We start from the raw sequence: 22,012 nt of genomic DNA, 5'->3' as shown, positions 1-22,012 counted from the left end.
AACCGACTGGCGCCGTACGCGCAACCGTCTAGCAAGGAGGTACGCACCACCGTGATCGTTCGTTCGTTCAAGGACATCGAAGGCACCGACCGGCATACCAGGGCCGCCACCGGCACCTGGGAGAGCAAACGCATCGTCCTCGCCAAGGAGCGGGTCGGCTTCTCGCTCCACGAGACCATCATGTACGCCGGGACCGAGACGTCGATGTGGTACGCCAACCACATCGAGGGAGTCGTCTGTGTCGAGGGCGAGGCAGAGCTGACCGACGACGAGACCGGGCAGAAGTACACGATCACGCCCGGCACCATGTACCTCCTCGACGGGCACGAGCGGCACACGATGCGGATCAAGGAGGACTTCCGCTGCATCTGCGTCTTCAACCCGCCCGTGACCGGCCGGGAGGACCACGACGAGCACGGCGTCTACCCGCTGCTCACGGAACCCGAGCCCGAGGAGGTGTGACATCCCCGTGACCACCACCGTCACCGATCTCTACCCCAGCCGCGGCACCACCGAGGTGTCCGTCCCCCGCCAGGACCCCGTCGTCTGGGGCGCCCCCGACACGCCGGGACCGATCTGCACCGCCGACCTCCAGACGTACGAGCGGGACGGCTTCCTCGCCGTCGACCAGCTCATCGGCGAGGACGAAGTGGCCGTCTACCGGCAGGAGTTGGACCGGCTGGTCGCCGATCCGGGGATCCGCGCCGACCCGCGATCCATCGTGGAGCCGAAGTCCAAGGAGATCCGGTCCGTCTTCGAGGTCCACAGGATCAGCGAGGTCTTCGCGCGTCTCGTCCGCGACGAGCGTGTGGTCGGCCGGGCCCGGCAGATCCTGGGCTCGGACGTCTACGTCCACCAGTCGCGGATCAACGTCAAGCCGGGCTTCGGGGCCAGCGGCTTCTACTGGCACTCCGACTTCGAGACCTGGCACGCCGAGGACGGTCTGCCGAACATGCGGACGGTGTCCGTCTCGATCGCGCTGACCGAGAACCACGACACCAACGGCGGACTCATGATCATGCCGGGCTCGCACCGCACGTTCCTCGGGTGTGCGGGAGCCACACCCGAGGACAACTACAAGAAGTCGCTGCAGATGCAGGACGCGGGAACGCCGTCGGACGAGGCGCTGACCGCGCTGGCGAGCGAGTACGGCATCAAGCTGTTCACCGGCAGGGCCGGTTCGGCGACCTGGTTCGACTGCAACTGCATGCACGGCTCCGGGGACAACATCACGCCGTTCCCGCGCAGCAACGTCTTCATCGTGTTCAACAGCGTGGAGAACGAGGCCGTGGAGCCGTTCGCAGCACCCGTGCGACGGCCCGAGTTCATCGGGGCGAGGGATTTCACTCCGGTCCGGTGAACCGAGCCCGGCCGGGGGTCCGGGGGTTGTCCCCCGGAAGACGCAGCATCGGGGCGAGGGATTTCACCCCCGTCCGGTGAACCGAGCCCGGCCGGGGGTCCGGGGGTTGTCCCCCGGAAGACGCAGCATCGGGGCGAGGGATTTCACTCCCGTCCGCTAGGCCGTCCCCCTTTCACAACCACGCCAGCGACGCGGCACGCTCCAGTACGTTCCGTACGGCGGCCGCGTCGCCCGTGGCGCCCCGCGGCACCTCGTCGGGCGCGTGCCGGCCGCCGACCAGCAGGCAGAAGTCGACGGGATCCAGGGCGAGTTCGGCCCGTACGGGCTCGTCCTCGGAGCCCAGCACCCACTCGGCGCCGCCGGTGACGGAGAAGAGCACCGGCGGCGCCGCGGGCCCGAGCGCCGTGCCGAGGATGCGCACGGCCAGGCGGACCAGCTGCCACAGGTGCTCCTCGGGCGGCGGCGGGACGGCCGGGCCCAGGGCGCGGCCGATGTCGTCGGTGTGGATCCACGTCTCGAAGGCCCGCACGAGGAAGTGGTCGGCGACGGGCAGCCGGACGCCCATCAACGTCGTGGCCCGGGCTGCGAGTCCGACATCGTGGGCCTCGGGGGTGGCGAGCAGTGCAGCCGCCTGCGCGGACCAGGCGGCGACCGTCTCCTCGGCGCCGCGGCCGTGCTCGTGGGCGATCACGTCGGCGGTCCGCCGGTTCCAGGCGTCCTCCCAGCTCGTGTCCGCCTCGATCCGTGAGGGCGGCACGCGCGCCTCGACGCCGAGCCGGCCGGCGAGGAGCTCGTCGGCGGCGAGGAGGTGGGCGACGGCCGCGTGCACGTCCCAGTCGTGCACGACCGGCGTGCTCCATCGGCCGTCCGCCTCCCTGAGCAGCGCACCGAGCCCGGCGACCGCCGCGGTGTAGGGGGCGGCGTGCGGGGCCGCCCGGGGCGGGGCGGGGCGGGCGCGCAGGGCGACGGACAGCACGGAGTCGGCCGGATCTGCGGGGGCGCCGTGCGGCTGCGGCCCGTCCAGCAGCCGTACCGTCCCGCGCAGCCGTTCCGCCTCCGCCGCGCAGCTCGCGCACCCGGCCAGATGCGGGGGAACCGTCCGCGCCTCGGCCGGCGGCAGCGCCCCGAAGGCCCAGGCGGCCAGCAGGTCCCGTACGCGGTCGTGCTCGGTGGTCACCGTGTGCCTCCTTCCCCGATGTCTCTGGCCCTGCCTGCCATCATGCGCCCCTTTCCAGTGCCGGATCCGGCGGGTCGGCCGAATCCGCCAAGGACGCAGCCAAGGTGCGCAGGGCCGTGCGCAGCCGGGTCTTGGCGGTGCCCTCGGGGATGCCGAGTTCGGCGGCGGCCTGCCGGTAGGTGCGGCCCGCGAAGTAGGCGAGGTGCACGACTTCCCGTTGGGGCTGCGGGAGTTCGGCGAGTGCGCTGTGCAGGAGCAGGGAGCGCTCGCGGTCGACGACCGTCTCGTCCGGGCCGGGCCCGGCGTCCGGTATCGCGTGCAGGGCGGAGTCGTCGGCGCGGGCGTCCTTGCGGTGCCGGGCCTCGCCGCGCAGCCAGTCCACGGCCCGCCGGTGGGCGAGCATGGACAGCCAGGTGCGCAGCGAGCCCCGGCTCGGGTCGAAGGCGTACGGCCGGCTCCACAGGTGGGCGTAGACCTCCTGCGCCACGTCCTCTGCGGCGGCCGGGCTGCGGGTGACCCGCACGGCGACCCGCCGCACCAGGCCGCCGTACGCCGTGTACGCCTCGGCCAGCGCGGACTCGTCGCCGTACACCAGCCGCCGGTGCAGCTCCGCGTCGGCGGACGACTGCGCCGACGTCCTGTCCGTGGATTCCACAGGCACCACCGCCCCTGGTGCCTTCCTAGCGTCCTCGCCGATTCGGCGCCAGAGGGTCAGCCCGACAGGACGTCCAGCAGGCGGTCGACGTCCGCGGTCGTGTTGTACAGGTGGAAGGAGGCGCGCAGGTTGCCGGCCCTGTTGGAGACCTCGATGCCGGCGCGGCTCACCTCGGGCTGCCGGTGGCCGATTCCGGGCACGGACACGATCGCCGAGCCGGGTGCGGGCAGGGGCGCGTGGCCGAGCGTGGCGAGTCCCGCGCGGAACCGGTCGGCGAGGGCCAGGTCATGGGCGTGTACGGCGTTCACACCGAGTTCCTCGATGAGGGCGAGGGAGTGGCGCAGCCCGGCGTAGGTGAACAGGGCGGGGCTGACGTCGAAACGGCGGGCGGAGTGGGCGAGTTCGGCCACCGGGCCGTAGCAGCTGTCCCAGGGGTTCTCCCCCGCGACCCATCCGGCCAGCACCGGGGTCAGGCCGCCGAGGTCCTCCGGTACGACGAGGAAGGCCGCCCCGTGCGGGCCGAGCAGCCACTTGAAGCAGGTGGAGACGGTGTAGTCGGCCGCGTCGGCGGCCAGCGGCAGCCATCCTGCGGCCTGGGACCAGTCGACGTAGGTCCGGGCCCCGTGGGTGCGGGCCGCCTCGCGGAGCGCGGACAGGTCGGCGATCCGCCCGTCGGCGGACTGCGCGGCGCTGACCGCGACGAGCGCGGTGCCGGGGCGGACGGACTCGGCGAGCCGTTCCAGGGGCACGGCGCGCACCTTGAGGTCGCCGCGGGCGTAGAAGGGGTTCACCACGGAGGTGAAGTCGTCCTCGGCGGTGAGGACTTCGGCGCCGGCGGGCAGCGAGGCGGCGACCAGTCCGGTGTGCGCGGCGACCGACGCCCCGGCGGCCACCCGGGCGACCGGGACGCCGGCCAGCCGGGCGAACGCGGCCCGGGACGCCTCCACGTCCGCGAACAGCGGGTCCAGCGGCCTGCCGTCGGCCCTGATCCGCACGGCCTCGTGCAGGGCGGCCACGGTACGGGCCGGGAGAAGCCCGCTGCTCGCGGTGTTGAGGAAGGTGTTCTTCGGGGCGAACTCGGCACGGACGAGGCTCTCGAAGGTCTCCATGGGACCACTGTGCGGCCCCGTGAAGTCGTAGTCCATTGCCGACTCCTACGTGGATCCGCTAAGGAACCCTTATAGGTCAGCCCCGGCCTGCGGATTCAGCCCTGCTGCGGCACCGCACACCCGTCAGGGCCGCATGCCTGCGCGCCGCCGTCGTCGATCAGCTTCAGCGGCGAGCGCTCGCCCCACGCCTGCGTCAGCGCCTGTGCGAAGACCTCCGCGGGCTGGGCGCCGGAGACGCCGTACTTACGGTCGAGGACGAAGAACGGCACGCCGTTCGCGCCGAGCTGCGCGGCCTCGCGCTCGTCGGCGCGGACCTCGTCGGCGTAGGCGGCCGGGTCGGCCAGGACCGTGCGGGCCGCGTCGCCGTCCAGCCCGGCCTCGACGGCCAGCTCGACCAGCCGCTCCTCGCCCTCGGCGAAGACGGACCGCTCCTCGGCGAAGTTGGCCCGGTACAGGATCTGGATCAGCTCGTCCTGCTTGCCCCGCTCCTTGGCGAAGTGGAGCAGGCGGTGCATGTCGAAGGTGTTGCCGTGGTCGCGGCCCCGGGTGCGGTACGCCAGCCCCTCGGCGGCGGCCTGCGTGCCCAGGTTCTCCTCACCGGCCTGCGCCTGCGCCTCGCTCATGCCGTACTTCTTGGTGAGCATCGTGAGTACGGGCTGGATGTCGTTCTTGGCCCGCCCGGGGTCCAGCTCGAAGGAGCGGTGCACGACTTCGACCTCGTCGTGGTGCGGGAAGGCCTTGAGCGCCTTCTCGAAGCGGGCCTTGCCCACGTAGCACCAGGGGCAGGCGATGTCGCTCCAGATCTCGACGCGCATGTCTTCGGCTCTCTCCAGGTCGCACGGGTACGGAGACTGCCTCCGCCGCGTGCGTGAACGTTCAAGCAGCCTGTTTCATTCCCGGCTGTTTCGTTCCTGCCTGATTCATTCCCGGCGGTGCTCCCCGGCCACCGCATACCGCAGGAAGAGGTGGTGATCACCCTCGGCCAGCGGGTTCTCCGGGTCCGGAACCCACCCCTGGCGGCCGTAGAAGGCCTGGGCCCGCCGGTTGTCGACGTGCACGTCGAGCACGGCCGTGCGCCTGCCGTCGGCCCGCCACTCCTCCACGCAGGCCGCGTGCAGGGCCGTACCGACGCCGGTCCGCCAGTGGCCGGGGTCGACATGGAACTGGAACAGCTTGACCGTGTCCGCCGGGGCGCCGTCCGGGGTGCGGAAGGAGGCGAGGCCGACGATGCGGCCCTGTTCGACGACGCACAGCACGTGTCCGTCCGGGCGCGCGATGGCACCCCGCCAGGTGGCGAGCCAGTCGGTGCCGTCGTCGGGGATCCCGTCCGGGTAGTACGTGGCCCGGGCGCGGGCGTGCAGCGCGGCGACGGCCTCGGCCTCCGCGGCCAGGACGGTACGGATCACCCGGTCGCCGGTCACCCTGCCACTGACCACTCTGTCGCTGATCACGCAACGAAGGACGTGGCTGCCGCCGCCCCGGTTCCGGGGCGGCCGAACTGGGCGCGGTAGGCACTCGGGGTGAGCCCGGTGCGGCGCACCACGTGGGTGCGGAGCGAGTCGGCCGTACCGAGCCCGCAGGCCCTGGCCACCTGATCCATGGGCAGGGTGGTGGTCTCCAGGAGCTCCTTGGCACGCTCGATGCGCTGGTGCAGCAGCCACTGCAGGGGGCTCACGCCGCTCTCGGCGTGAAAGCGGCGGGTGAGGGTGCGGACGCTGACACCGGCGTGCCGGGCCAGGTCGGTGAGGGTGAGCGGCTTGTCGAGGTTGCGCATGGCCCAGCCGCGGGTGTCGGCGCAGGCGGTGCCGCGCTCGGGCGGCAGCGGGGTCTGGGTGAACTGGGTCTGGCCGCCGGGCCGGACGGGGGCGACGAGGGCGAGGCGGGCGACCTGGTTGGCGACGGCGGCGCCGTAGTCGGTACGGATGATGTGCAAGCACAGGTCGATGCCGGCGGCGTACCCGGACGACGTGACGACCGGGCCGTCCTGCACGTACAGCACGTCGCCCTGGAGGTCGACGTCCGGGTACCGCCTGCGCAGTTCCTCGGCGTGCCCCCAGTACGTCGTGGCCGCACGGCCCTTGAGCAGGCCCGCCTCGGCGAGCGAGAAGGCGCCGGTGCAGATGGACGCGATGCGCTTGCCGTCGGCGGCCGCTTCCCTGAGGACGGCCACCGTGGCCGGGTCGGGGGTGAACAGCGCACCGGTGCCCGCGACGAGCACGGTGTCCGCCGCCCGCACGGCGTCGAGACCGTGGCGCACCTGCAGGTCGAGACCGCCCGTGGTGGGCACCGGCCCCGGTTCGGGCGCGCAGATGACCACCTCGTAGCCGGGCCGTCCGTCCACCTCGACCTTGCTGAACAGCAGTTCCGGGATGGCGAGGTTGAACATCGAGACGGGTGACGGCGCCAGGACGGCGACACGGTGGACGCGCTGCTCCGTACTCAAGGCCCTCATGGCCAGAACCTCCGGCTGTATGGCATTCGGGCCACTACTGTACGCCTCCGGAGATCCGCACGATGGAGCCATGCCGACAAACGAAGCGATCAAGGAACCTCAACTCGCGGGCAAACTGCCCGAGTTGACGCCTGAGCACTCCTCCCCCGCCCTCACCCTCACCGCCGCTCTGCTCGGCTTCGCGCTGATCACCCTGGACGCGTCCGTCGTGAACGTGGCGCTGCCGTCGATCGGTTCCGCGCTGGGCGGCGGGCTGTCGGGCCTGCAGTGGGTGGTCGACGCGTACACGCTCGCGTTCGCCGCCCTGATGCTGTCCACGGGTGCCTTCTCGGACCGGGCCGGGGCGAGCCGGGCGTACGCGCTCGGCATCACGGTGTTCACGCTCGCCTCGGCGGCGTGCGGCCTGGCGCCGAGCCTGGGGGCGCTGGTCGCCGCGCGGGTGGTCCAGGGCGTGGCGGCGGCCGTCGTGCTCCCCGCCTCCCTGGCGCTGGTGCGGCAGGCGTACACGGATCCGGCCCGACGTGCGCGTGCGGTGGCGCTGTGGGCGGCCGGCGGGTCGGTCGCGGTGGCGCTGGGTCCGGTGGCGGGCGGTGCGCTGACGACGGCCTGGGACTGGCGCGGGATCTTCTTCATCAACCTGCCGCTGGGCGCGGTGGCCCTCGCCCTGCTCGTGCGCGCGCCCCGTTCCGAGCGCCGTCCCGCGCCGCTGGACCTGCCCGGTCAGCTGACGGCGGTGGTGGCGCTCACCGCGCTGACGTTCTCGGTGATCGAGGGCGGCCGTACCGGGCTCGTGGCGTTCGGCGTGGCCGTCGCGGCGGCCGTGGCGTTCGTCCGGACCGAGGCCCGGCAGTCGCATCCGGTGGTGCCGCTGGGACTGTTCCGCAGCCGCGAGGTGTCGGTGGCGGTCGCGACGGGGGCGGCGGCCAGCGTGGCGTTCTACGGCGTGGTGTTCCTGTTCTCCCTCTTCTTCCAGCAGGTGCAGGGACGTTCCGCGCTGTACGCGGGGCTGATGTTCCTGCCGATGGCGGGGCTGATCTCGGTGACGAACGTACTCTCGGGGAAGCTGGCGGGCCGGTACGGCGCACGGCTGCCGATGCTGCTGGGCCAGGGGCTGGCCGCCGGGGGACTGCTCGCCCTGCTGTTCGTCGACGCCGGCACGTCTCCCGCCCTGGTGGCCGGGCTGCTCGTCCCGATGGCCCTGGGCTGCGCACTGACGGTGCCGCCGCTGACGGCCGTGATGCTGGACGCTGTACCGGCGGAGCGGGCGGGCCTGGCGGCGGGCGTCCTCAACGCCGCCCGCCAGGTGGCCGGCGGTCTGGCGATCGCCGTCTTCGGGGTGCTGGCCTCCCACGGGTTCACCGCGGGGCTGCGGTTGAGCCTGCTGATCAGCGCGGCGTTGTTCGTGGTGACGTTCCTGCTCAGCTGCCGTCTCGCAGGTCGTCCGGCCAGGCAGGCCTGAACTCGAGGTGGTCGTACGTCACGACGCACCCCTCCCCCATCGGTGACTGCGCCATGAAGCCGACCAGGGCCGCGCCCGTCTCCTTCTCCTCGCCCAGGGTGAACAGCCGGACGAAGGTCCAGCGCTTCCCGTCGCGGGAGGCGTGGAAGGCGAAGGCGCGGCCGGTTCTGCTCACCCGCAGCCAGACCGAACTCCCCTCCACGGTGAAGGAGTTGGCGTCGTCGGAGTGTCCCCGGGTGACCACCGTGCACACGGTGGGCACGTCCGGGGAGTACTCCAGGCAGAGCTTGGCCCAGGCCCGCTCACCGACATGGACGTAGAGCACCCCCGCGTCGAAGGCCCCGGCGAAACCGACCGTGACACGGGCGATCAGCTGGAAGTCCCCTTCGGGCGCCCCGAGCAGCCGGGGCGCGTCGGAGGCGGGATCCAACGCCTCCCCGGTGGGCGGCACGAACCGGTCCTGCCGGGGTCCGGCCCATCCGCTGAGGTAGCCGTCCTCGTAGGACCAGTGGCCGTCGGGGCCATAGGTGCGCAGGGGGAAAGGCAGTTCGGGAAGCTCGACGTCCATTGCCGCATTCTCTCAGGCCGACTGAACGAACTCAGGGGCGCCGGCCCGCGAAGGCCGGCACCCCTTACGGCACTATCGCTCCAACTGGCCGTTGAACCGGCGAGGCAGCCCCAGCGGATTCTCGTCCCGCAGCTCCGCGGGAAGCAGCGCCTCGGGAGCGTTCTGGTACGCGACCGGCCGCAGCCACCGCTCAATGGCCGTTCCGCCCACCGACGTGGACGTGGACGTCGTAGCCGGGTACGGCCCCCCGTGGTGCTGGGCCGGCGCCACAGCGACACCGGTCGGCCACCCGTTCACCAGCACGCGCCCGGCGAGCGGAGTCAGCTCGGCGAGGATCTCCGCGCCGCGCCCCTCACCTGCCGCCTCCTCCGCGGACAGCTGAACCGTGGCCGTGAGGTTCCCGGGCAGCCGCGACAGCACGCCCCGCACCTCGGCGTCGTCCTCGTAGCGGGCCACCACGGTGACCGGCCCGAAGCACTCCTCGAGCAGCAGGTCGTGCTCGCCCTCCGCGGCCAGCCTGCTCGCCGGCACGGTCAGGAAGCCCGCGCTCACGGTGTGCTCGCCGCCCGCGCCGGGCGTCACCGGGGAGTCCACGTCCGGAAGCTCCGCACGCTCGGCGACCCCGGCGATGAAGTTGTCCCGCATACGGTGGTCGAGGAGGACCCCGGACTCCGTGTCGCTGACGGCGTCCGTCAGGGACTTGACCAGTCCGTCGCCCGCCGCGCCGGACGGCACCAGCACCAGCCCGGGCTTCACGCAGAACTGCCCGACGCCCATCGTCATCGACCCGGCGAGCCCGGCCCCGATGGCCTCCGCGCGCTCCGTGGCCGCGGCCTCGGTCACGACGACCGGGTTCAGCGACCCCAGCTCGCCGTGGAACGGGATCGGCACCGGCCGCGCGGCCGCCGCGTCGAACAGCGCGCGCCCGCCGCGGACGGAACCGGTGAATCCGGCGGCGGTGACCAGCGGGTGCTTGATGAGTTCGACGCCGGCCTCGAAGCCGTGCACCAGACCCAGCACACCGTCCGGAATGCCGTGCTCCGCGGCGGCCCTGCGCACCACCTTGGCGACCAGCTCGGACAGGCCCGGGTGGTCGGGGTGGGCCTTGACCACGACCGGGCAGCCCGCGCCCAGCGCGCTGGCGGTGTCGCCGCCCGCGACGGAGAAGGCGAAGGGGAAGTTGGAGGCCGAGTAGACGGCGACGACACCCAGCGGCACCTTGTAGCGGCGCAGGTCCGGGATGGGCGGGGTGGCGGTGTCGTCGGGGTGGTTGATGACCACGTCGAGGAAGGCGCCCTCGTCGACGATGTCCGCGAAGGCCCGCAGCTGGAAGCAGGTGCGGGCGAGTTCGCCGGTCAGCCGGACCGGGCCGAGCGCGCTCTCGGCGTCGGCGGCCTCGACGAGCTGCTCCTTGGCCGCCTCCAGCTGCGCGGCCGCGCTGCGCAGGAAGGCCGCGCGGACGGTGCGGTCGGCGAGGGCGCCGCGCGCGTCGTGCGCGGCACGGACAGCGGCGTCCACCTCCTGGGCCGTGGCCTCCACCGCAACCTGTTCACGCTGCTTCCCGGTACGGGGGTCGACACTCCAGACTGGTGCTGCTGCCACCGCGGGTCCCTCCACATCCAATGCCGCATGCAATGCCGCAGTATTAACGTCATCCACCAGGGGCGTTCGATATACTGAACGCTGTCTCTGATGATGAATATGCTGTTGGAGACTATTTCCCGTCGAACGAAGGGGTCAAGGGCGATGTCGGCAGGCGAGACGGGGGGCGGGGCGCAGGTCAAGTCCGCCGTACGGACGGTTGAACTGCTCGAGTACTTCGCCGGACGGCCCGGTATGCACTCCCTCGCGTCGGTCCAGGAGGCCGTCGGCTATCCCAAGTCCAGCCTGTACATGCTGCTGCGCACGCTGGTGGAGCTGGGCTGGGTGGAGACGGACGCGACGGGCACGCGGTACGGCATCGGCGTGCGCGCGCTGCTCGTCGGCACCTCCTACATCGACGGCGACGAGGTGGTCGCGGCGGCCCGCCCGACGCTGGACCGTCTCTCGGACGACACGACCGAGACCATCCACCTGGCCCGTCTGGACGGCACGAACGTCGTCTACCTGGCCACCCGCCAGTCCCAGCACTACCTGCGCCCCTTCACCCGGGTCGGCCGCCGGCTCCCCGCGCACTCCACGTCCCTCGGCAAGGCGCTGCTGAGCACGTACACGGACGAACAGGTCCGCAAGATACTGCCCGAGACGCTCCCCGCGCTGACCGAGAACACGATCACGGACCGCGAGAAGCTCATCGAGGAGCTGCACCAGGTCCGGGAGCAGGGCTTCGCCGTGGACCGCGAGGAGAACACGCTGGGCCTGCGCTGCTTCGGCGTCGCGATCCCCTACCGCACCCCGGCCCGCGACGCGATCAGCTGCTCGGTCCCGGTGGCCCGCCTCACCCCCGCCCACGAACAGATGGTGAAGGACGCCCTGTTCGACGCCCGCGACCGGCTGACGCTCGCCACCCGGAGGCTCTGAACGATGGAGGTCGCCCTCCGCAAGGTCCACGACAGCGACCTGCCGGTCTTCTACCGGCAGATGAACGACCCGGAATCCCTCCGGATGGCCGCGTTCACCCCCGAGGACCCGGCCGACCGGAACGCCTTCGACGACCAGTGGAAGCGGATCCGCGCCACGTCCGTGGTCCGTACCGTCCTGGCCGACGGGGACGTCGTCGGGAGCGCGGCGGTGTACGGGGAGCCGGGCGAGCGCGAGGTCACGTACTGGGTGGACCGCGCGTACTGGGGGCGCGGCATCGCCACGGCCGCGCTGCGGACCCTGCTCACCGAGGTGCGCGAACGCCCGCTGTACGCGCGGGCGGCGGCGGACAACGAGGCGTCGCTGCGGGTCCTGCGCAAGTGCGGCTTCCAGGAGAGCGCCCGGGCCCGTGGATTCGCCAACGCGCGCGGCGAGGAGATCGCGGAAGTCGTGCTGAAACTCCACGCATGAGTGAGGCCTGAGACGGTCCTCACGTTCGTATGATCTTCATGAACGTACGATGAGAAAACCGGGCGGAAGGGAACGATTCCCTCCGCCTCGTTCGTCTCCCTGAGCGGGATGAACAAGACGATCAGGCGCGCATCGGTCTTCGCACTGCTCCTCGTGTTCGCTCTGCTGGTCAGGGCGACATGGGTGCAGTTCTACGAGGGCACGGCGCTCGCGGACGACAAGGACAACCGGCGCAACGCGATCGAGACGTACGCGGAGCCGCTCGGGAACATCATCGTGGCCGGGGAGTCGATCACCGGCTCGGCACGGACGAAGGACGGCGACCTCGAGTACAAACGCACCTACACGGACGGCAAGCTGTACGCGGCGGTGACGGGCTACGCCTCGCAGAGCTACGCGCCGACCCAGCTGGAGGGCATCTACCAGGACCTCCTGAACGGCGCGGACAACCGCCTCAAGACCGCCATGGACACGGTCACCAACAAGCGTGCGGATCCGGGCAACGTAGTCACGACGATCGACCCCGATGTGCAGAAGGCGGCGTACAAGGCGCTCGGCGACAACAAGGGCGCGGCCGTCGCGATCGACCCGACGACCGGCAAGATCCTGGCGGTCGTGTCGACGCCGTCGTACGACCCGTCGTCGCTCACCGACGCCAACACCGCCGGGACGGCCTGGAAGAAGCTCACCGCCGACTCGGAGAAGCCGCTGACCAACCGTGCGCTGCGCCAGCCGCTGCCGCCGGGCTCGACGTTCAAGCTGGTCGTGGCCTCCGCCGCGCTGGAGAACGGGTTGTACTCGTCGGTGGACGAGAAGACCGACAGCCCGGACCCGTACACCCTGCCGGGCACCACCACGGTCCTGAAGAACGAGAGCACCTCCGCGCCCTGTGAGAACGCCACGATCCGGGTCGCGTTGCAGTACTCCTGCAACAACGTGTTCGGGCACATGGCCGTGCAGCTCGGGCAGGACAAGGTGCGGGCGATGGCGGAGAAGTTCGGGTTCAACGACGACAGCCAGGACGTCCCGGTGCGCGCCTACGCCAGCGTGTACCCCTCGGACATGGACAAGGCGCAGACGGGCCTGTCGGGCATCGGTCAGTTCGACGTCACCGCGACCCCGCTCCAGATGGCCATGGTGTCGGCGGCCATTGCCAACGGCGGCAAGCTGATCTCGCCGCACATGGTCTCGCAGATCACCGACAGCGGCGGCGATGTGCTGAAGAACTACGACGACGAGGCGGGCACCACCCAGGTCGTCAGCTCCGGCACCGCCGAGCAGCTCCAGTCGGCGATGCAGACCGTCGTCGAGAAGGGCACCGGCACGAACGCGCTGATCGACGGGGTCACCGTCGGCGGCAAGACGGGTACGGCCCAGCACGGCGAGAACAACAGCAAGACGCCGTACGCGTGGTTCACGTCGTACGGCAAGTCCGACTCGACCGGCAAGGAGGTCGCCGTGGCGGTCATGGTCGAGCAGTCGGACGCGGCCCGTTCGGAGGTCAGCGGCAATGGATTGGCTGCGCCGGTGGCCAAGGCGATGATGCAGGCGGCGCTGAAGAGCTGAGCGTTGGCCGCGCGACCAGCTACGGGCCGTCCGTGGCTGGTCGCGCGGTTCCCCGCGCCTCTTCGGGGCGCGGGTCTACTTGACGCCGAGGATCTGCTCGATCGGGTCGATCGCGAAGTACACCAGGAACAGCGCCGACGCCGCCCACAGCAGCCAGTGGATTTCCTTCGCCTTGCCCAGGACCGTCTTGATCAGGACGTAGGCGAGGAAGCCCGCGCCGATGCCGTTGGTGATCGAGTACGTGAACGGCATCACGGCGATGGTCAGGAACGCCGGGATGGCGATCTCGTACTTATCCCAGTCGATGTTCTTGACCTGGGTCATCATCAGGAAGCCGACGGCGACCAGGGCCGGGGCGGCCGCCTGGAGCGGGACGATGGTGAGCAGCGGGGTCAGAAACAGGGCGAGGGCGAACATGCCGCCGGTGACCAGGTTGGAGAAACCGGTGCGCGAGCCCTCGCCGACGCCGGCCGCCGACTCGATGTAGGACGTCGCGGAGGAGGCCGAGGCCGCGCCGCCGGCGACCGCCGCCGCACCGTCGATCAGCAGCACCCGGCCGAGGCCCGGCACCTTGCCCTCGTCGTCCAGCAGGCCCGCCTCGGCGCTGATGCCGACGACCGTGCCCATGGTGTCGAAGAAGTCGGACAGGATCAGCGTGAAGACCAGCAGCACGACGGTGATGGCGCTGGTCTCGCTGAAGGAGCCGAACAGGCTGAAGTGACCGATCAGTCCGAAGTCGGGGGTGTCGACCACCTTGTCCGGCCACTTCGGCGTGGTCAGGCCCCAGGTCTTGATGTCGGCGATCGAGTTGATGGCGATCGCCACGACCGTCATCGTCACGATGCTGATGAGGATGGCGCCCTTCACCTTGCGGGCGAGCAGTCCGATGGTCAGCAGCACACCGAGGCAGAAGACGAGGACCGGCCAGCCGGTGAGGGTGCCGGTGCCGCCGAGCTGGACCGGCACGGTGGTGCCCGCGATGTCGGGGATCCGGCTGACGAAGCCGGCGTCGACGAAGCCGATGAAGGCGATGAACAGGCCGATGCCGACGCTGATCGCCTGCTTGAGCGGTTGCGGGATGGCGTGCATGACGGCCTCGCGCAGGCCGGTCACCACCAGCACGCAGATCAGCAGGCCTTCGAGGACGATGAGGCCCATCGCGTCGTCCCAGCTCATCAGCGGGGCGATCTGGAAGGCGACGACGGCGTTGAGGCCGAGTCCGGCGGCGAGCGCGAGCGGGAGGTTGCCGCCGACGCCCATGATGATCGTCATCACGGCGGCCACCAGGGCGGTGGCGGTGGTGAGTTGGACGGCGTCGAGCTGGTGGCCGAACTTGTCCTTGGCACTGCCCAGGATGATGGGATTCAGGACAAGGATGTAGGCCATGGTGAAGAACGTGGCGAAGCCGCCGCGTATCTCACGGCCGAAGGTGGATCCTCGCTCGGAGATCCTGAAGAACCGGTCGACGCTGTTGGCCGCGGGTGGCGCGGCACTTGGCCGGTCGGTCGCCTTCTGTGTTTCGGACATGGCGGGTACTCCTCGTTGCCTGAATGATCGGTGCGCGGATGCTGGCTGGATTGTTCCCTCGTTGAACCGGCTTCAGGTTTTCTCCGTGTTACGGAATCAGGTTCGGGCAGCCATACGCCGTTCGAAGCCCCGTACGAGCCAAGTGGTCGATCGCTGCTACGCTTCCGGATCTCGTCCCGGCCACCTCCTCGGGGCATCTCCATGTCATTTACATGACACGCCCTGCAGGCACCCCCGCCGGGTGCCGCACGCCGCACCGAGAAGAGGTCACCCGTGGGCACAGTCGTCGACGACGCCGCCTCGGTGGAGTTCCATGCCTTCTTCGAGCGCCACTACGCCGAACTGTCCCGCCTCGCCCATCTGTTGACGGGAGAGGCGGACGCCGCCGACGATCTGGCGGCGGACGCACTGCTGGCGCTGTGGAACCGCTGGGACCGGGTCCGGGCGGCCGACCACCCGGTGGCGTACGCGCGGGGCGTCGTCGCCAACCTGGCCCGCACCCGTATCCGCAGCGCGGTCCGCGAACGCCGGAGAATCGCCCTCTTCTGGTCGCAGCGCGAGGAGAAGACGGAGAACCCGGACGTCGCGGGCGTTGTGGACGTCCAGTCGGCGCTGCGTAGACTCCCGTTCCGCAAACGCGCCTGCGTGGTGCTGCGACACGCCTTCGACCTCTCGGAGAAGGACACCGCGCTCGCCCTGGGCGTCTCGGTGGGTACGGTGAAGAGCCAGACCTCGAAGGGAATGGCCGAGTTGCAGAAATCGCTCGGCGCACAGGGAGCCCGGCAGAAGATGCACGCGGTGATGGCGCGCACCAGTGAGGCCGGAGGAAGGGACCGATGACGATGCAGCAGGACGTGCACGACGAGCTGCGCGCCCGGCTGCACGAGGCGGCCGAGGCACACGAGCCGGACCGGGCCCGCATCCTGGCCCGGATCGAACGCGGGATGGCCGGGCCGGAGCGGTCGGACCACCGGGCGACACGCCCGCCCCTGTGGAGCTGGGTGCGGATCGTGAGCGCCACGGCCGCGGTCGCGGGCATGCTCGCGGTCGGCGGGTACGCGGTCGCCTCCGCCGTGAAGGACGACACTCCCCCGCAGCAGGCGGTCGCGGTCTCGCCGACGCCGGCCGGGTCCCCGGACGCGACGAGCCATCCACCGGCCTCGCCGCGCTCGACGCCCAGCTCCGGCAGCACACACCACTCGGGCAAGTCGAGCACGTCCCCCTCGCCCACCGCCCCCAAGTCCACACCCTCCGCCTCCGCCTCCGTGCTCCCGCCCGCCGACGGCAGCGAGGACGGCCCGCTGTGGTCGGACGGCTCGGTGGACCCGCACAGCAACGACTTCTGGGCGCAGAGCAACATCACCTTCAAGACCTCCGAGCAACTGACCTCGCTCACCGTGCAGTTGAAGGTGGCGCAGACCGGCGGGGTCAGCTCGACCGGTGCCTGGCGCTCGCTGCCCGAGGACGACTTCACGCTGACGGTGGACGAGCAGAACGGCTTCCTCGTCTACACCTGGGTGCTCAAGGAGGGCCGTACGGCCGCAGCGGGCGAGTGGGTGTTCGCCGGGCAGTACGACCACGACCGCGGCGGCCGGGACGCGAAGGACGACAGCTACACGATCACGGCCACCGCGAGCGGCCGGGAGCGCGCCGTGGGCGGCGACTTCGCCGCCCATGACGACGCCGAGGGCGACTCGTAAGAAATTTCCGAAGCGGCGGCAACCCTTTCCCCACCCGTGGCGACCAGGAGACGCAACGAACTTCTCCCACGCAAGGAACGGGTATGAGTCCACGAGCCGAACAGCGTGTCCGCCACCGCCGCCGGGTCACCAGGCGGCGGACCGTGATCGCTGGCTCCGTCGCCCTCGGTATCACCGGAGCGGCGCTGGTCACGACGACGATGCTGTCCACCGCGGGCGCCGCCTCGTCCTGGCCGACGGCCACCGGCAGCAAGGCCGTCTCGTCGACGATCAAGGTGTCGGGCACCTACGACGGCAAGCTCAAGAAGTTCTACGGCGCCGGCTCCCTGGGCACCGACAGCCAGGACGAGGACCAGGGCCCGATCTTCGAACTGGCTGACGGCGCGGTCCTCAAGAACGTCGTCATCGGCACCCCGGCCGCGGACGGCGTGCACTGCAAGGGCAGTTGCACGCTACAGAACGTGTGGTGGCTGGACGTCGGCGAGGACGCCGCCAGCTTCAAGGGCACGTCGTCGTCGGCCGTCTACAAGGTGATCGGCGGCGGCGCGAAGAACGCGTCCGACAAGGTGCTCCAGTTCAACGGCGCCGGCAAGCTCACCGTGACCGGCTTCCAGGTGCAGAACTCCGGCAAGCTGGTGCGCAGTTGCGGCAACTGCAAGACGCAGTACAAGCGCACGATCGCGCTGAGCGACATCGAGGTGACCGCGCCGCTGAAGGCGATCGTCGGCGTCAACGCCAACTACGGCGACACCGCCACGCTGTCGAAGATCCGCATCCACGGCGACAGCAAGAAGAAGATCAAGACCTGCGTCCGCTTCAAGGGCAACAACACCGGCAAGGAGCCCACGGAGCTGGGCACCGGCGCCGACGGCAAGTCCTGCACGTTCGCGTCGTCCGACATCAGCTACCAGTAGGGACGACCACTGGCACCTCGTTCGACCCCGTGGGCCTGCCGGCCTGAGCCCCCCTCGGCCGGCAGCAAGAACGCCCCCGCCGGTGACGACCGGCGGGGGCGTTCGCGCACCGCGAACCACGGTCAGTTCATGGTCGAACCGATCGTCGTGGATCCGGTCGTCAAAAACGTGGTCGCCGGCAGCGCCCCGTTCGACTGCCGGGAGGCATACGCCGTGGTCGCGTCCGTCGACTTGAAGGACGGGGTCGACACTCCGCTGTCCCAGTTGTTCGCCGCGGAGACCGTGGACGAGCCGAGCTTGTCCAGGCCGCCCTTGTTGCCCACCGCCAGGTTGCGGGCGAGCCGCGCCTTGCCGGTGGCGAAGTAGAAGCCGGCCTCGGTGTTGGCGTACGCGGTGTTGCGGTTGAGCACGATCGCACCGGTGTTTGAGTTCTCGGTGAAGCCGTTGAGGGTATTGTCCCAGGCCGCGTCGTTGTTCACGACGTGCGCGACCGCGACGCCCCCGCCGCCCAGCTTGAAGCCGTTGCCGTTGCCCTCGAACGCCGAGTCGCTCCAGCGGTTCTTGCCGTTGCCGAACGCCCAGGAGTGCTCGATGGTGACCGGCGAGGAGAACTGCCACAGGTCGAGGCCGTCGTCCGAGTTGTTGTACAGGCGGGCGCCCGTGACCTTGTTGCCCGTGCCCGAGCCGAACTTGATGGCGATGCCGTCGGCGTTCTGGCCGTGCCCGGCAGCGTCGTAGTTGCCGTAACTGTCCAGGTTCTGCACGAGGTTGTTGACGGTGTTGTCGCCGCGCAGGGTGAACCCGGAGTCGCCGTTGTCCGCGGTGACCAGGTTCTTGAAGATGCCACCGGTGGACGAGGTGACGACGAAGCCCTGGGCCGGGGACCTCTGGAAGGTGAGGTTCTGCACGGTCCAGTAGCTGCCGTAGATCCCGGCGAGCCAGGAGCCGGCCGGCAGCTCGGAGCCGTCGATCTTCACCTTCTCGCTGCCGTAGGCCTGAAGCGTGATGCGGGCCGAACCGGTGCCGCTGGCCGTGGACTTGAGCGTGGCCGTCGGGTAGTACGTGCCGCCGCGGACCTGGATGACGGTGCCGGCGGTGGCGCTCTTGACGGCCGACTCCAGCTGCGCGGTGGTGGACACGGTGACCGTCGTGGAAGCGGCCTGGGCGCCGCTGTTCGACAGGCCGAGGCAGACGCCGCCCGCCCCCGCGGCGACGGCCACCGCGGCGGCGATCGAGAGGGTGCGCGTCCTGCGGTGGCGTCCGATGCTCTGACGCACGGGGCGTTCCTTTCCTAGGGGGATGCTTCGCAGTCCAGTCGCCGCTGTGGCCGGGAGAGGTTGCCACGGCCGAACGAAAACGAGCGAAAGTTTCGCCGGTTCTCATGCCGTTCTCATCGATTGACGTGCTGTTTCCCACTGGTGACACTCCGAGTGCACAACACCCCACAGAATCCCCCATGCTCCGACAGGATTGCCCATGCGCCTACGAGCCTCGCTCCTCGCCTGTCTGGCCCTCCTCCTCACCCTCCTCACCGCCCCACCGAGCACCGCGCAGTCTGGAGCACCCCCCGTGAGCCACCCGAAGTACGCCGGCTACCTCTTCGCCTACTTCACCGGCGAGGGCACCGCCGACGGCGAGCAGATCCGCTACGCCCTCAGCCGCGGCAACGACCCCCTGCACTGGCGGGAGTTGAACCAGGCCAAGCCCGTCCTGACGTCGACGATCGGCGAGAAGGGGCTGCGCGACCCGTTCGTCATCCGCTCCCCGAAGGGCGACAAGTTCTACCTCATCGCCACCGACCTGAGGATGTACAAGAACAGCAGCGGCAGTTGGGACGACGTCCAGCGGCACGGCAGCAAGTCGATCATGATCTGGGAGTCCACCGACCTGGTCCACTGGACCGACCAGCGCCTGGTGAAGGTGGCCCCCGACAACGCGGGCAACACCTGGGCGCCGGAGGCCTACTGGGACGACTCGCTCGGCGAGTACGTCGTCTTCTGGGCGTCGAAGCTGTACGCCGACGACGACCCCGACCACACGGGATCGACGTACAACAAGATGCTGTACGCGACGACGAAGGACTTCCGCACCTTCAGCGAGCCGAAGGTCTGGGACGACCCCGGCTACTCGGTGATCGACTCGACGGTCGTCAAGTACAAGGACTCCTACTACCGCTACACCAAGGACGAGCGGGACCCGTCCTCCAGCTCCCCGTGCTCGAAGTTCATCACGGGTGAGAAGTCGACGAGCCTGACGTCGACCAAGTACGACTTCGTCTCCGACTGCATCGGCAGCGGCTCGATCGACCGTGGCGAGGGCCCGACGGTGTTCAAGTCCAACACCGAGAAGAAGTGGTACCTGTTCATCGACGAGTACGGCGGCCGCGGCTACGTCCCCTTCGAGACGACCGACCTCGACTCGGGCAAGTGGACCATGTCCACGAACTACCAGCTCCCCGCGAGCCCCCGGCACGGAACCGTCCTGCCGGTGACGCAGGAGGAGTACGACCGTCTGCTCGCCGCGTACCCGAGCACTCCGACGTCCGTCGTGGACGCGACGGCGAAGGACCAGAAGGGCTACGCGATCGTCACCGAGTCGGCGTCGAAGGTCGTGCTGCCGATGGAGCCCGGCGCGGATCTGTCGCGGCTCGCCCCGACGCTGTGGGTGGGCGAGGGCGCGCGGGTGAGCCCGCGGTCCGGCACGCGGCGTGACTTCCGCAAGCCGCAGACGTACACGGTGACGGCGGCGGACGGCACCAGCCGCAGCTGGACGGTCGAGGCGGCCCGTACCGGCAGCCCGACCCTGCCCGGCCTGAACGCCGACCCCGACGTCCACTACCTCAACGGCGAGTACTGGATCTACCCGACCACGGACGGCTTCCAGGGCTGGGGCGGGACGAGTTTCAAGGCGTACTCGTCGAAGGACCTGGTCCACTGGAAGGACCACGGGGTGATCCTGGACCTGGGCCCGGACGTTTCCTGGGCGGACACATACGCGTGGGCGCCGACGATCGCCGAACGTGACGGCAAGTACTACTTCTACTTCTGCGCCGAGCAGCAGATAGGCGTGGCGGTGGCCGACTCACCGGCCGGCCCGTTCAAGGACGCGCTGGGCAAGCCGCTGGTCGCCAAGGGCGGCGCGTGGAGCGGCCAGATGATCGACCCGGCCGTCTTCACGGACGACGACGGGCAGGCGTACCTGTACTGGGGCAACGGGCACGGTTATGTGGTTCCGCTGAACGACGACATGGTGTCGTTCGACGCCTCGCAGGTGAAGGACATCACCCCGGACACCTTCCGTGAGGGGTCCTTCGTGATCAAGCGGAACGGCACGTACTACTTCATGTGGTCCGAGGACGACACCCGCAGCGAGAACTACCACGTGGCGTACGCGACGGGACCGTCCCCGCTCGGTCCGTGGACCAAGCGGGGGACGATCCTGTCCAAGCGTCCCGAGTACGGCATCCTCGGCACCGGCCACCACTCCGTGGTGAACGTGCCCGGCACCGACGACTGGTACATCGTCTACCACCGCTTCGCGCTGAACGGCCCCGGAAAGGCCGGCGGTGACGGAATGCACCGGGAGACGACCATCGACCGCCTGACGTTCGCGGCGGACGGGACCATCGAGCCGGTGGTGCCGACCCTGGAGTCGGTCAAGCCCGTACGGACCGTTGCGAATTAGCTGACGAAGTACGTCGGGTTCGGCAGCTTGTACGTCCGGTCGGCGTAGCCGCCGTCGAGGTCGGAGTACTGGTCGCCGAAGTTGGCGATGACGTTGTACCCGAGGTCCTCGATGTGCTTGCGGGTGCCGGACTTGTACTGGACGGTCGTGCAGGTCCAGGTGCCCGGGGTGGCGCAGGCGCTGAGGTAGGACGGCGGGTTCGCCTTGTCCTTGAGGAACATGTGGTCGGCGTCGAGGTTCACATCGGCGCCGACCTTCTTCAGGTTCTCGACGGCGGCGGAGCGCTGCGCCTCGCTGAGACCCGAGTTGTAGAAGACCTCGACGCCCTTGGACTCCGCGTACTGCACGAGCTCGGGGCTGCCGAAGACGGCCGGGCGGTCGGCCTTGTTGACGTAGTCCGCCCACGTGGCCGAGTTGTAGGTGTAGTTGTAGCGCTTCTCGTAGTCGAGGCTGAGCAGCAGCGTGTCGTCGATGTCGAAGACGACCGCGGGCTTCTCACCCTTGTGGTGCCCCGTGCGGGCGGCCTGGTCGATGTACTTCTTCGCGTCGGCGTCGATGCGCGCCAGGTCCTTGGCGTACTGGCTGTCCGTGGACGCCTGGTACACGCCGTCGCTGTCGAGCGCAGTGCCGTAGTAGGTGTCGATGTCCTTCACCAGGAGCCCGATGTTGTAGGGCTCCTGGGTGGAGTTGGCCGTGGACTGGCCGGCCGTGGCGGCGCCGGCGCCGTAGAGACCGGCGCCCGCGACGGCGACGGCTGCGGCGAGCGCCGCGATACGCAGTGGCTTATGCATGACAGGTGTTCTACGCGCGTCGCCCTGGTGGGCGCGAGGCCCGTTGCCTGATCGATACC

General features: G+C 70.1%; 21 protein-coding genes. 10 read left to right on the top strand and 11 right to left on the bottom strand.

Annotated features, from left to right (window positions below; translation table 11 throughout):
* Nucleotides 1-51: 51 nt before the first annotated feature.
* Both ABT114_RS34240 and thpD read left to right on the top strand, forming a co-directional pair.
* Nucleotides 52-462 (top strand): ectoine synthase, encoded by a 411-nt coding sequence (locus tag ABT114_RS34240; RefSeq protein WP_351146814.1) that lies wholly within the window; start codon nucleotides 52-54, stop codon nucleotides 460-462.
* A 7-nt stretch (nucleotides 463-469) separates the two neighbouring features.
* On the top strand, nucleotides 470-1,360 hold the full coding sequence (gene thpD, locus ABT114_RS34235) for an ectoine hydroxylase (protein ID WP_351146813.1): 891 nt from the start codon (nucleotides 470-472) through the stop codon (nucleotides 1,358-1,360).
* A gap of 172 nt (nucleotides 1,361-1,532) precedes the next feature.
* Here thpD and ABT114_RS34230 read toward each other — a convergent pair whose 3' ends face one another.
* The 6 genes from ABT114_RS34230 to ABT114_RS34205 all read right to left on the bottom strand — a co-directional run bounded on the left by ABT114_RS34230 (nucleotide 1,533) and on the right by ABT114_RS34205 (nucleotide 6,753).
* On the bottom strand, nucleotides 1,533-2,537 hold the full coding sequence (locus ABT114_RS34230; RefSeq protein WP_351146812.1) for a maleylpyruvate isomerase family mycothiol-dependent enzyme: 1,005 nt from the start codon (nucleotides 2,535-2,537) through the stop codon (nucleotides 1,533-1,535).
* A gap of 40 nt (nucleotides 2,538-2,577) precedes the next feature.
* Nucleotides 2,578-3,192 (bottom strand): RNA polymerase sigma factor, encoded by a 615-nt coding sequence (locus tag ABT114_RS34225; RefSeq protein WP_351146914.1) that lies wholly within the window; start codon nucleotides 3,190-3,192, stop codon nucleotides 2,578-2,580.
* Between the two features lie 56 nt (nucleotides 3,193-3,248).
* On the bottom strand, nucleotides 3,249-4,301 hold the full coding sequence (locus ABT114_RS34220) for an aminotransferase class V-fold PLP-dependent enzyme (RefSeq protein WP_351146913.1): 1,053 nt from the start codon (nucleotides 4,299-4,301) through the stop codon (nucleotides 3,249-3,251).
* Nucleotides 4,302-4,396: 95 nt separating this feature from the next.
* Nucleotides 4,397-5,116, bottom strand: a complete 720-nt coding sequence (locus tag ABT114_RS34215; RefSeq protein ID WP_351146811.1) for a DsbA family oxidoreductase — start codon at nucleotides 5,114-5,116, stop codon at nucleotides 4,397-4,399.
* 105 nt (nucleotides 5,117-5,221) lie between these two features.
* A complete protein-coding gene (locus ABT114_RS34210; protein WP_351146912.1) occupies nucleotides 5,222-5,737 on the bottom strand; it encodes a GNAT family N-acetyltransferase in 516 nt (171 codons plus the stop codon).
* Between the two features lie 11 nt (nucleotides 5,738-5,748).
* The gene (locus ABT114_RS34205; protein ID WP_351146810.1) at nucleotides 5,749-6,753 is read right to left on the bottom strand and encodes a GlxA family transcriptional regulator; all 1,005 of its coding nucleotides are present in this window, start codon (nucleotides 6,751-6,753) and stop codon (nucleotides 5,749-5,751) included.
* A gap of 70 nt (nucleotides 6,754-6,823) precedes the next feature.
* Between ABT114_RS34205 and ABT114_RS34200 the strand changes: the two genes are divergently transcribed.
* Nucleotides 6,824-8,212 carry an MFS transporter gene (locus tag ABT114_RS34200; protein ID WP_351146809.1) on the top strand — a complete coding sequence of 463 codons (1,389 nt, stop codon included), beginning with the start codon at nucleotides 6,824-6,826 and terminating at the stop codon, nucleotides 8,210-8,212.
* On the opposite strand, the gene ABT114_RS34195 is transcribed toward ABT114_RS34200, so the two are convergent.
* Both ABT114_RS34195 and ABT114_RS34190 read right to left on the bottom strand, forming a co-directional pair.
* A complete protein-coding gene (locus ABT114_RS34195) occupies nucleotides 8,172-8,780 on the bottom strand; it encodes a DUF1349 domain-containing protein (RefSeq protein ID WP_351146808.1) in 609 nt (202 codons plus the stop codon). The genes ABT114_RS34200 and ABT114_RS34195 overlap by 41 nt on opposite strands.
* Before the next feature lie 72 nt (nucleotides 8,781-8,852).
* A complete protein-coding gene (locus tag ABT114_RS34190; protein WP_351146807.1) occupies nucleotides 8,853-10,382 on the bottom strand; it encodes an aldehyde dehydrogenase (NADP(+)) in 1,530 nt (509 codons plus the stop codon).
* A 144-nt stretch (nucleotides 10,383-10,526) separates the two neighbouring features.
* Between ABT114_RS34190 and ABT114_RS34185 the strand changes: the two genes are divergently transcribed.
* From ABT114_RS34185 to ABT114_RS34175, 3 genes are all read left to right on the top strand, one after another.
* Entirely contained in the window at nucleotides 10,527-11,300 is a 774-nt protein-coding gene (locus ABT114_RS34185) for an IclR family transcriptional regulator (protein ID WP_351146806.1), read from the top strand.
* 3 nt (nucleotides 11,301-11,303) lie between these two features.
* Nucleotides 11,304-11,771: a GNAT family N-acetyltransferase gene (locus ABT114_RS34180; RefSeq protein WP_351146805.1), complete on the top strand. Its 468-nt coding sequence runs from the start codon at nucleotides 11,304-11,306 to the stop codon at nucleotides 11,769-11,771.
* 108 nt (nucleotides 11,772-11,879) lie between these two features.
* Nucleotides 11,880-13,337: a peptidoglycan D,D-transpeptidase FtsI family protein gene (locus ABT114_RS34175; RefSeq protein ID WP_351146804.1), complete on the top strand. Its 1,458-nt coding sequence runs from the start codon at nucleotides 11,880-11,882 to the stop codon at nucleotides 13,335-13,337.
* Nucleotides 13,338-13,412: 75 nt separating this feature from the next.
* Here the strand turns inward: ABT114_RS34175 and ABT114_RS34170 are convergent, their stop codons facing one another.
* On the bottom strand, nucleotides 13,413-14,864 hold the full coding sequence (locus ABT114_RS34170) for an NCS2 family permease (protein WP_351146803.1): 1,452 nt from the start codon (nucleotides 14,862-14,864) through the stop codon (nucleotides 13,413-13,415).
* Nucleotides 14,865-15,137: 273 nt separating this feature from the next.
* Here ABT114_RS34170 and ABT114_RS34165 point away from each other — a divergent pair, with 273 nt between their 5' ends.
* From ABT114_RS34165 to ABT114_RS34155, 3 genes are all read left to right on the top strand, one after another.
* Nucleotides 15,138-15,704, top strand: coding sequence for a SigE family RNA polymerase sigma factor (locus ABT114_RS34165; RefSeq protein WP_351146802.1), 567 nt, complete (start codon nucleotides 15,138-15,140; stop codon nucleotides 15,702-15,704).
* Nucleotides 15,701-16,564: a hypothetical protein gene (locus ABT114_RS34160; RefSeq protein ID WP_351146801.1), complete on the top strand. Its 864-nt coding sequence runs from the start codon at nucleotides 15,701-15,703 to the stop codon at nucleotides 16,562-16,564. The genes ABT114_RS34165 and ABT114_RS34160 overlap by 4 nt, the downstream gene beginning before the upstream one ends.
* An 83-nt stretch (nucleotides 16,565-16,647) precedes the next feature.
* Nucleotides 16,648-17,478 carry a pectate lyase gene (locus ABT114_RS34155; RefSeq protein WP_351146800.1) on the top strand — a complete coding sequence of 277 codons (831 nt, stop codon included), beginning with the start codon at nucleotides 16,648-16,650 and terminating at the stop codon, nucleotides 17,476-17,478.
* 122 nt (nucleotides 17,479-17,600) lie between these two features.
* On the opposite strand, the gene ABT114_RS34150 is transcribed toward ABT114_RS34155, so the two are convergent.
* Nucleotides 17,601-18,755: a right-handed parallel beta-helix repeat-containing protein gene (locus ABT114_RS34150; RefSeq protein WP_351146799.1), complete on the bottom strand. Its 1,155-nt coding sequence runs from the start codon at nucleotides 18,753-18,755 to the stop codon at nucleotides 17,601-17,603.
* A gap of 199 nt (nucleotides 18,756-18,954) precedes the next feature.
* Between ABT114_RS34150 and ABT114_RS34145 the strand changes: the two genes are divergently transcribed.
* On the top strand, nucleotides 18,955-21,162 hold the full coding sequence (locus tag ABT114_RS34145; protein WP_351146798.1) for a glycoside hydrolase family 43 protein: 2,208 nt from the start codon (nucleotides 18,955-18,957) through the stop codon (nucleotides 21,160-21,162).
* On the opposite strand, the gene ABT114_RS34140 is transcribed toward ABT114_RS34145, so the two are convergent.
* Nucleotides 21,159-21,953 (bottom strand): HAD family acid phosphatase, encoded by a 795-nt coding sequence (locus tag ABT114_RS34140; RefSeq protein ID WP_351146797.1) that lies wholly within the window; start codon nucleotides 21,951-21,953, stop codon nucleotides 21,159-21,161. The two genes, ABT114_RS34145 and ABT114_RS34140, sit on opposite strands and share 4 nt — an antisense overlap.
* Nucleotides 21,954-22,012 lie beyond the last annotated feature (59 nt).

Origin of the sequence: Streptomyces sp. NPDC002088, from assembly GCF_040296605.1 — a bacterium.
GTDB lineage: Bacteria > Actinomycetota > Actinomycetes > Streptomycetales > Streptomycetaceae > Streptomyces.
The sequence above is the reverse complement of the archived record's forward strand: the minus strand, read 5'-3'. Positions and strand labels throughout refer to the sequence as shown.